Source organism: Lactococcus sp. UBA7128 (assembly GCF_002492185.1).
In the GTDB taxonomy this organism is placed as follows: domain Bacteria; phylum Bacillota; class Bacilli; order Lactobacillales; family Streptococcaceae; genus Lactococcus; species Lactococcus muris.
Genome location: NZ_DKXK01000050.1, coordinates 1 through 8923, shown reverse-complemented (window position 1 = coordinate 8923; position 8923 = coordinate 1). Strand labels below are relative to the sequence as shown.

Here is an 8923-nt window from a genome sequence, read left to right as displayed (position 1 = left end):
TAGCATCATGGCACCGGGGACCATCTTCACCATGGCTAATGAGCAGTATCGTTATTTGGAGAATCAAGGTGGTAGGAATCATTTGATTATTCGAAATAATATAATTACACATGTCAATTTTCCTAATACAAATCAGCGTCTCACCGACTATTATAACAACCTTGATTCGGCGGTCCAATCTATGATTCAGCCTGTGTCTATACCTTCTCCTGCACCTAATGTTGCGGATGAAGACATTATTTTTACAGGCAATCGTTGGCTACCGACCAATCTGAATGATTTCCCCCAAGCTGCGGCTGATTTAACTCGAGTTGATTCAAGTGGTAGCCCCCAAGCCTTTGTTCTCTCCTTAGCAGATTTAGTTCACTTATCAGGACCAGGCCGCGCTTTTCCCGATCATAGATCGCGTGGATTTATTGTAAATGAAAATCTTACTCATTGGTCCTGGCTTCGGACTCCTGGAGCTCACCCAGGTTACATGTGGTCTGTGCTTGGTAATGGAAATATAAGTGGATTCCGCGATGTGAATCATCATACTTTGTGGGGAGGACTGCGGCCTGCCCTCATTGTCAGACAATAAAATCCATTACATAAAAACACTTAACACGGCATTCTACATGCCCATTGGGTGTTTTTTTTATGAGAAATAGGGAACTGGAAATAAATATATAGAAAAAGTTACAGCCAAGGGAATTAATAGTTTTATGGGAAAGGGAAAAAGTTAGATTTTTCCCTATTTTCTTTTGAAAAAAGTTCTATGTTCTAAATTTTTTTATCTTGAATTTTTATAAGGGAGCTATTAGTATGGAAAGGTAGTGATGAATTTTGACTATAAATAATATTGAAGTAGGAGGTATGAATGAAGAAAAGATGCGACATCTCATGACGTATGACGATAAAGTCTAAACTAATCTTATAAAGGGGAGCGGATGAAAAATTATAAAGGTATCGTAGGAATAATTGTATTTTGGTTGCTTATATTTGCATTGGTACAGTATTTATCGATACAAAAAACGATTGAAACGAGCTTAACCAAGAGTGGGACCATAGCGCAGGGGATTGTGTTTTATGGTGCTTTCGTACTAATATATTTAGCCATACAAGTTTCTTTTGCGCATTTGGAGTTCTTACGCAAGAGAAAGCATAGAAAGTCAATAAGAAAAGCTGAGAAAATCACAGGGAGACATGAGAAAAAAACATTTGAAGCCTCGGTTTCGATTATTATTCCTGCTTACAATGAAGAACCAGATATACTTTATAGCTGCATTGACAGTTGCAGAAAGCAAAACATTGTCGACTTGGAGGTTTTAGTGATAGATGACGGGTCGGTTAATAGGCAGATATTGATTGATGAGGTGTATTCAAAATTTGATGAAGACTCGAAAGTTCAGGTTTTTTACCAAGAAAATAGAGGGAAGAGACATGCGCAAAAGCTTGGTTTTGACCATGCCAGCAAGGCACTGATTGTTACTGTGGATTCGGACACGATTATTCATGATTCTGAGGGTGTTTTGAAGTTAATTCAACCTCTAGAAAATGAAAAAGTTGGAGCAGTAACGGGAGATGTGCGAGTCGAAAACAGAAATGTAAATCTGGTGTCCAAGCTGATTAGCTACCGGTATTGGGTTGCTTTTAACCAAGAACGGGCAGCACAGAGCCTATGCTCAGTAGTCATGTGTTGCTCAGGCCCCTTTTCAGTCTATCGTGCTGAAATTATAGAGGAAGTCAAAGACAAATACATAGATCAGAAATTTCTAGGTTCCTACTGCACCTATGGAGATGATCGGCACTTGACCAATCTGGTCTTATCCAGAGATTGGCAGGTTGAGTATAACCCTTTTGCAGAAGCTTTCACTTATGTACCGACAAGTTTATCAGCCTATATTAAGCAGCAGGTGCGCTGGAATAGATCATTTTACAGGGAAATGCTTTGGACCCTTCCTTTCATTTATAAGAAAAATATTTACTTACTCTATGAGCTGTTTATGCAATTTATCCTGCCCATCTGCTTGCTGCTGACACTTATTTATATGCTTATCCTCACTAGATATCAGTCAACCTTTATTTATTTAAATAGTTATCTTGAAATACTGATACTTATAGCCCTTCTTCGTTCCCTGTATGGGATTTATAGGACGAAGGACCTTGGATTTATCCTATTTATCATCTATGGATTTATTCATATTACAATATTGGTCCCAGTACGCCTTTATTCCTTTTTGACACTTAAGTCAATAAGATGGGGCACGCGGTAAAATTATCAATGACGAATTAATAAGGAGAAAAGTATGAAGTTTTCAGTAATAGGTTTAGGATACGTGGGACTTTCCAACGCATTGTTGTTGGGGAGAAGGCACTCTGTTGTCGGATATGATATTAGTTGGAGCAGGGTGCAGTGTTTGCAAAATCAGCATTCTTACCTTGAAGATGAGGAAATTATTGAATCTCTTCACACGGAAAATCCAAGACTAAACTTTACGACAGATTTACAAAAAACTGTTGATTTTGCTGACTATATTATCATTGCAGTTCCAACGGACTACAATGATAAGCGAGGAGATTTTGATACAGGGTTAGTTGAACAGGTTATTGAAGATGTTTTAAATATCAAAAAGGATGCTGTTATCTTGATAAAATCAACTGTTTCGGTTGGTTTTGTAGATAAGGTGCGAAAAAAGCACAAAACTAAAAATATAATTTTTGTTCCTGAATTTCTAAGAGAGGGGCGGGCCTTATACGACTGCTTACATCCAACACGAATAATAGTTGGCGAGAGGAGCAAGCGTGCCTCGATGCTGGGGAATATTTTTAAAGAATGCTCCCTTGAAAAAGAAGTAGAAGTCTTGTTGGCAGGGAGTTCTGAAGCTGAAGCGATTAAGTTGTTTGCAAATACCTACTTGGCGATGAGAGTGAGTTTTTTTAACGAATTGGATACATTTGCAGCAAGTAAGCATTTAGATGCTAAAGAAGTCATTACAGGGATTGCCTTAGATGATCGGATAGGCAAATATTATAATAATCCTTCGTTTGGCTATGGGGGATACTGTTTACCCAAGGATGCTAAAGCCTTAAAGGCCAGTTACTCAAATATTCCTCAAGAAATTATCGGAGCAATTACACGCTCTAATGAACTGAGGAAAAAGTACATCGAAGATGAGATTTGTTCCAAAATTCAAGAGTAATTGGAATATATAGGTTAACGATGAAAAAAGATTCAGATAACTTCAAAAATAGTGCACTCGTGGATATAATGAGGAGCCTCAAAAGAAAAGGAAAACGCATAGTTATTTATGAACCTTTGTTAGAAATTGATCACTTTGAGGGAATAAAGGTTGTTAATGATTTGATGGCTTTTAAAGCAGAGAGCGATGTTATACTGGCGAACAGATATGACATGTATCTCGATGATGTTCTTACCAAAGTCTATACAAGAGATGCTTTTCATACAGAATAGCTAAAGGTTAAGCTTTTCCGACAGCAGGCTTTGTTGTTTATGGAGAATCCTAGAGCTTCAGTATATACAAAGGAGTCCTTCTCTCAGATTTGTACAGAATGGAGAGGAGGATTTTTTATGTGCTCTTATTTTTTATCGCAGAAAGAAAAACTACTGGAAAATGGCAAGGCAAGTTTCAGCTAGATTAAGACTGATGAAATCACAGCTGTTCTGTAAACGTTTTGCACTCGTGTTCAGAATTTACTAAAATAGAAAGATATATTATAATATAGTGTGAGTGGTTTGCTAAAAGAGACTCGTTAGAATCTTTTGCAAGAGCGATGAAGTGGTTTCAACAAAGGAGGAAAAATTGCTTTTATTTGCTTTGTGAGTTCTGATTGTTTTCATTCTTTTTGGTTGATATAAGAATGAAAGAACAAAATAAAAAGTCAACAGGTTTTGTCCATGAGATAGAATCTTTTTTGAGTCAATATTAGAAAACCATTTATATTTATATAAAAAATTAAAAAACGGAGGAACTTTTTGTAATGAATGAAAAGATGAGCGTCAAAAAACTACGGCACAGAGCAGAGATGCCTTTACTCACCCTGTGTATAGTCCTCACTGTAGCTATTTGGAGTCTTCTTTTGTATGTTGTCTTAGTGGAGCATGCCTCACCAGCTGAGTGGACATTCCCCATCATCTTTGGAGCAGCTGCACCATTTATTCTTCTTCTCTATAGCTTTAAAAGGACATACTGGAAGACAGTTGTCAATGCAGTAGAGTTAACCGATAAGCAGTTCCCAGAAGTTTATGAGCTTTATGTACGTATTGCTAAGGATATGGGATTTGGTAGCGGAAAGGGAGCGATGTCGAATATCCCACGCCTCTATATGACAGATGGAAGTGGTACTCTTAACGCCTTTGCTTCAAAGTGCCAAGTGCATAAAGGTTATGTATGTATCAACTCTGACCTGCTAGAAATTGCTTATAGACATAATGATCTTTCAGGAATTGGTTTTGTTCTCGCTCATGAGTTAGGGCACATCAAGTGTGGCCATGTCAGTGCATGGCGTACTATAGCGCATCCGATGGCTAATCTTATAGGCCTAGGCCAATCACTGACCCGTGCTCAAGAATGGACAGCTGATCGTTGTGCCTACTATTACGCACCAGAAGGTAAAGAGTCCATGATGGTCTTGATTGCAGGAAAACACCTCTATAAGCAAGTTGATATGGATGAATACTTCAGAACAGTTCATAATCATAAAGGTGGTTTGTGGCTTAAACTTGAAAACTATCTCTCAGATCATGCCGTTGGTTATCGTCGCATGGAAGCCATCAAGGAAACTGAGGAAAAGGGCTGGGATGTACATGGAAAGATGCTCTAGTGAAAGAGAAGCGTTCAGACGTACTTGCCATCAAAAACAGACCATGAAATATTGTAAAAGTGAGAGCAAAGAAATGTATAGAAATCAGAGATTTTCTTGCTGAATATATTTTTTAAATGGTCTGTAGAAAATCTAGAATACATGGAAAGCCTTATTTCACATGATGTAGTCAAGGGAGAGACTTAAATTGGAGAACAAACTAGCAAATCAAACTATTTCTGGAGGCTTCATTTTTGTCATTGGAATGGCAATGTTTACTTTGTTAGGAAGTAACTATAGAAAGCCAATCCTGTTTGGCGCTATATATATCATAGCAATTATTGTTCAACTGATTCTAATGAAAAAAATACGAAGAGGCAGCAGGTCAATGAACAACAAAAAATGGGTCAACACTGCATTCATCTTCCTAGGAATAACCTGTTGGGCAAGCATATTTATAGGTTTAAATGTACTGGATAACTTAAATATCTTGTGGATACTACTATTATTGTTTGTAGGACTGCATTTTTTGTTTTTTATTCCTGCTAATGAAAACAAACATTGGAAAGCACAAGTAATTTTTGTAATTTTACTAGTATTCAATGCTTTACTAGGACTATTTTTATATTCAAATCAATTAGAAACTATTTTTATTATTGATGGTCTAATAAAGATGGGTTATGGGGCTTATATGGTCAGAGTTACTTATAAAGGCAGAACTTGTCATGAGTGAGCGTTTAAAAGTCTTGAAAGAGCGTGCTGATGAGTTGAATATTGGAAGAAAGAAGTAAAGTGACTATCTCAAAAAGAAGGAGGAGAAAGGAAATGACAGGATCTATTAAGTCGAATGTTGGTGTAGCACAAGATGCAGTATCTAGGTACAGAAATTCAAGAAGTGTCAGTTCTAAAACGAGTACGCTTGGAGAAAGTAATCTCTCTGGTATGAAAACAGCCATGCAAGTATCTAATAAAATCGTTGGAGATTTATTGAAATTGCAGTCAAGTGTGGAAAAACAAGCAGAAAAATTTCCGAAACTTGCATCAGCTATTGAACAACGTGACAAACAAGATGCTAACGTCCTTTTAAACAATACATCGGGGAGATAGAAAATGATAAAGGACAAGAATTATGAGAAACGCTATGAATATGACTTGAAAATAACAGAGGTTGAACAAAAATCAGAAGAATTACGTATTCAGGAGCGCCAGCTCAGACAGTCGCTTGAAAATTTTAACAGCGAGATAACACAAAGTTTTCAGAGGTTAATGGAAATAGAAGACGAGCTGGAACGAAGAAATCACGGCAATAGTGGATATAGAGAAACAGAACAGAAAAGAAAATATATCACACAACTTATTGAAAATCAGCAAAAAGAACAAGCATTGCAATTTAGAAAAGCGAGTCAGCAATTAGAAGACGAGCGAAAAAATCTCATCAAGGAAAGGAGTCAATTATCATGGGATTGATTTATAATCCGAATGAGTCACGAGATTTGGTATCTAATTTTCAGGCAAATATTGCGACATGCGAACAAATCCTCAGTGATTTGAAAATAGGAAATACACACCTTATGGATGTTTTGAACAGTAACCAGTTAAGTGGTGCAGCATTTGTTGCAGGGCAAAGCCTGTTTGCGCAACTTGTAATCCCAACTGTGGCAAAAGCAAATACGGCAATCCTAGAGCTGAAAAAAAGATTACAGCAGTATGGGCAATACACAGGTGCAGCAGGGGGAGAGATTCTAGATGAGGATAAACTCAATCAACAACTTCAGGAATTGAAGAATCAGCAAAATCTATTGACGAGTCAAATTCAATCGTACCAGAACCAAGCACTACTCAATGAAAATCCTGAGCTGACAACAATGTATAATGACCATGCGACTGAACTGACAAATTTCATGAATGTTGTGCAAGGAGATATTCGGCAAGTGGAGGAGAAACTCAAAAAACTCCATGAGTTGGACATGAAGATTGCATCTTTGTTTAGTGGAATTGCAGATGAATTTTCTAAGGTGTCTGCGGTAATTAGCGCGTTGGGGAGTGGAAATTTTGATTCTGGTGGGAAATTTAATATCGGAGAAAAAAATAAGAATGCGTTATTAGACGTATTAACAGACTATGGAAGTGGTGCAGTGCAGGATGGTTTTTCTGAAAGAATAAGTGCATTCTTAGAAAACATGGATACAAGCATGCCGAGCTCTGAGTCATATCTACGTTTTTATACTAGCGGCAACCAATACTGGAAAAATATCCATGTTAATTGGGATGGAGCAGGTTATGGTAAGGCACTAGGGAATTCGTTGTTTAAAAAAGGTGTGCAGAAGGTAACGGTTGCCAAGTTTGGCGTGGGAAAAGCGAAAATTTCAGGTTTAGGAACACTAGGATTTGGAATTGACTATCTTCAAAATAGAAATGATGGAGAGAGTGTTGGAATGGCATTTACGCATACAGCTGCGACTACAGCAGTTAGTTCTGCTTTAGCTGCTGGAGCGGGAGCTGTTGTTTTTGGAAGTGTTGCGGCTACCCCTATTGGTTGGGCGATAGGTCTTGGAGTTGCTGCAGGAGTCCTTACTAAATTAGCATATGATAGTAATCTTTTGTATTTTCAAGACGGAGTAAAAACAGTTGGCAAAGCTGTTAATTCAGGAATAGAATCTATAAAATCAGTGTTTGGTTGGGGGAAGAAAAAACATGCTTAAACTTTTTTATTCTAAAATCCCCCAGTATTGTCTTGCTTCGGATGGAAAAAAATACTATTTGGTTGATTCAGATTCAGATTTATTCTCGAGATATATTATTTTTCCAAATAAATTTTCTCAAAAAGTTTATGAAATTGATGAAAAAAAATATGAAGCTCTTTTAAAAAATGTAGATACTATTGGAAGTAAAGGAATAAGTGTTATAAATATTTCTGCTATTACGTTACCTTTTGCTAGTATATTGTACATAATTTTTAAAATAGTTCCTGTACAGCTTATTGAGGAAAACTATTTTTTTGCCTTGGGTGCCTCAATAGTTATGGCGTTTGTGTCTTATAAAATTATGAATTTGTTTTTTAAGCACAGAAACATTATTTTCTTAAATTCTTTAAAGTCAAGAGAGAAACTTGTATTAAAGAATTTAGATAGTATAATAACAAGAAAAATCTGGATAAATAATTTCCTACAAATAAGTTTATTTCTTTTGCTACCACTTTTTATATCAGCAAAAGAACATAATTTTTTGAGTATTTTACTTATATACTGTGGATTCATGATGTTTCAAATTCAACATAGAATGTTTTTTATTAGAGCATTATCATTAGGTCTTTCTTTTTCAATAGAGAGAGAAAAAGATTATAAATAATAAAATTTTAAGACAGATAAAGGAGAGAATTAAAAATGAAGACAGCAAAAATTTTACCAATCGGAACAATCGTGTATTTAAAAGAAGGAACGAAGAAATTAATGATTTTAAATCGTGCTTCTATTATTGAAAAAGACGGGGAACAACTTCTCTTTGATTATTCAGCAGCAATTTATCCAGTGGGATTAAATCCCGAGGAGGTACTTTATTTTAATAAAGAAGATATTGATGAAGTTGTTTTTGAAGGATTTAATGATGAGGAAGAAACGCGTTTTGTTCAACTTTATGAAGAATGGTTTGAAGAAGAAGGAAAGAAGATAAAAAAAGGAAATGTTAGTTCATTAGAAAACGAACGAAGTTTAGAGGACGAGCAAAGTTTCGGATTCTAAGTGCGAGTGTCTATTACCGCGAAAAATTTTCATGAGAAAATTAATATAATCTATTTAAATAAGTTCCATCTAAAAGATAGAACTTCAGACTGTAGACAAGGTCTCATGACTTTGTCTTTTTTGTTATGGTTTCCAGCTAGTTCTCCCTATATAGAAAGCAAGAAAACCATCCGTTCAACGGGTGGTTTTGACTAATATAAAAAAGCATGAATTTATCGTCTTTGGTGTACATATCCTCATTTTCATGACATTGATATTCTGTTTTACAAACCCTTAAAAGACTAAATATTGTTGAAAGTATATTGGGTAGCTATCTTGTATATTATAAACAACATTAAAAATTAAGTGTTTTTAAGTATTTAATTATAAAAAAATGAATTAAA

Annotated in this window: 8 protein-coding genes and 2 pseudogenes; all 10 read left to right on the top strand. The window is 35.9% G+C overall.

What is annotated here, in order from left to right; translation table 11 throughout:
- Positions 1–580, top strand: a pseudogene (locus tag B4H39_RS06085) (DUF6273 domain-containing protein); the annotation flags it as partial.
- 349 nt (positions 581–929) lie between these two features.
- The gene (locus B4H39_RS06080; protein ID WP_251420943.1) at positions 930–2255 is read left to right on the top strand and encodes a glycosyltransferase; all 1326 of its coding nucleotides are present in this window, start codon (positions 930–932) and stop codon (positions 2253–2255) included.
- 33 nt (positions 2256–2288) lie between these two features.
- Positions 2289–3454, top strand: a pseudogene (locus B4H39_RS06075) (nucleotide sugar dehydrogenase).
- A gap of 626 nt (positions 3455–4080) precedes the next feature.
- Positions 4081–4824 (top strand): M48 family metallopeptidase, encoded by a 744-nt coding sequence (locus tag B4H39_RS06070; protein ID WP_286927541.1) that lies wholly within the window; start codon positions 4081–4083, stop codon positions 4822–4824.
- Between the two features lie 187 nt (positions 4825–5011).
- Positions 5012–5536 (top strand): DUF6609 family protein, encoded by a 525-nt coding sequence (locus B4H39_RS06065; RefSeq protein ID WP_251420942.1) that lies wholly within the window; start codon positions 5012–5014, stop codon positions 5534–5536.
- 92 nt (positions 5537–5628) lie between these two features.
- Positions 5629–5910 carry a hypothetical protein gene (locus B4H39_RS06060; RefSeq protein ID WP_202231305.1) on the top strand — a complete coding sequence of 94 codons (282 nt, stop codon included), beginning with the start codon at positions 5629–5631 and terminating at the stop codon, positions 5908–5910.
- A gap of 3 nt (positions 5911–5913) precedes the next feature.
- The gene (locus B4H39_RS06055; protein WP_202231306.1) at positions 5914–6270 is read left to right on the top strand and encodes a hypothetical protein; all 357 of its coding nucleotides are present in this window, start codon (positions 5914–5916) and stop codon (positions 6268–6270) included.
- Positions 6261–7505, top strand: a complete 1245-nt coding sequence (locus B4H39_RS06050; RefSeq protein ID WP_251420941.1) for an LXG domain-containing protein — start codon at positions 6261–6263, stop codon at positions 7503–7505. The genes B4H39_RS06055 and B4H39_RS06050 overlap by 10 nt, the downstream gene beginning before the upstream one ends.
- Entirely contained in the window at positions 7498–8151 is a 654-nt protein-coding gene (locus tag B4H39_RS06045) for a hypothetical protein (protein ID WP_286927540.1), read from the top strand. Before B4H39_RS06050 ends, B4H39_RS06045 begins: the two co-directional genes overlap by 8 nt.
- Positions 8152–8186: 35 nt before the next feature.
- Positions 8187–8540: a DUF4176 domain-containing protein gene (locus tag B4H39_RS06040; protein ID WP_251420939.1), complete on the top strand. Its 354-nt coding sequence runs from the start codon at positions 8187–8189 to the stop codon at positions 8538–8540.
- The last annotated feature ends 383 nt before the right edge of the window (positions 8541–8923 follow it).

Bases quoted from the DNA above. Each gene is read 5' to 3' on its own strand.
- B4H39_RS06055 (WP_202231306.1), top strand. From the start codon at position 5,914: ATGATAAAGGACAAGAATTATGAGAAACGCTATGAATATGACTTGAAA.
- B4H39_RS06050 (WP_251420941.1), top strand. From the start codon at position 6,261: ATGGGATTGATTTATAATCCGAATGAGTCACGAGATTTGGTATCTAAT.
- B4H39_RS06045 (WP_286927540.1), top strand. From the start codon at position 7,498: ATGCTTAAACTTTTTTATTCTAAAATCCCCCAGTATTGTCTTGCTTCG.
- B4H39_RS06040 (WP_251420939.1), top strand. From the start codon at position 8,187: ATGAAGACAGCAAAAATTTTACCAATCGGAACAATCGTGTATTTAAAA.
- B4H39_RS06060 (WP_202231305.1), top strand. From the start codon at position 5,629: ATGACAGGATCTATTAAGTCGAATGTTGGTGTAGCACAAGATGCAGTA.
- B4H39_RS06080 (WP_251420943.1), top strand. From the start codon at position 930: ATGAAAAATTATAAAGGTATCGTAGGAATAATTGTATTTTGGTTGCTT.